This is a genomic window from Polaromonas sp. P1_G2 (assembly GCF_056405515.1).
Window position 1 is genome coordinate 1 of record NZ_JBFUBY010000906.1, and the last position, 514, is coordinate 514.

A 514-nucleotide genomic window follows, 5' to 3' on the forward strand; every position below is an offset into this window, starting at 1 on the left:
CGCCACACCCCTGATCGACGAGACCAGCCCGGGTGAGGTCTTGTGGTGATCCTTCATCTTGCCGAGTGTCTCGGCGGTCGCGAAATCCAGATGCCGGATCAACCAGATTGCATGCGGCAGGACAAGCACGAAGGCCAGAAGCAGGGCGATAAGAAGCCGCCAGTTCCATATCCGGTCGCGCAAATCCCGCTCCGGCAACACGGCAAGCAGGGCGGCCACCGGCAGGAGCACGAAATTATACTTCGCCAGCACCCCCAATGCGACCGCAAGGCCGGCGATCAGATATGCAAAAATGTCCGGCCGGACCAGGATGCGGCACAAGGCATAAAGGAAGAGAGCGGTTGCCGCGATCAGGGCCACGGTATGGGCGAGATCCTGTTCGGCCATGAACGAGACCTGCGGCAGGGTGAGCAGGCCGAGGACGGCAATGATCTGAAGACTGCGATCCCTGAGCACCTGGCGCGCCGCCAGCCAGGAAAGCAGATAGGTCGAGAACAGCAGCGCATTCTTGAGC

Annotated in this window: 1 protein-coding gene; it reads right to left on the reverse strand. The window is 61.3% G+C overall.

The genetic code is table 11. The features are described 5' to 3' along the window. On the reverse strand, positions 1–514 hold a 514-nt coding region (locus AC1D0P_RS28265), incomplete at both ends, for a glycosyltransferase family 39 protein (protein ID WP_477679763.1).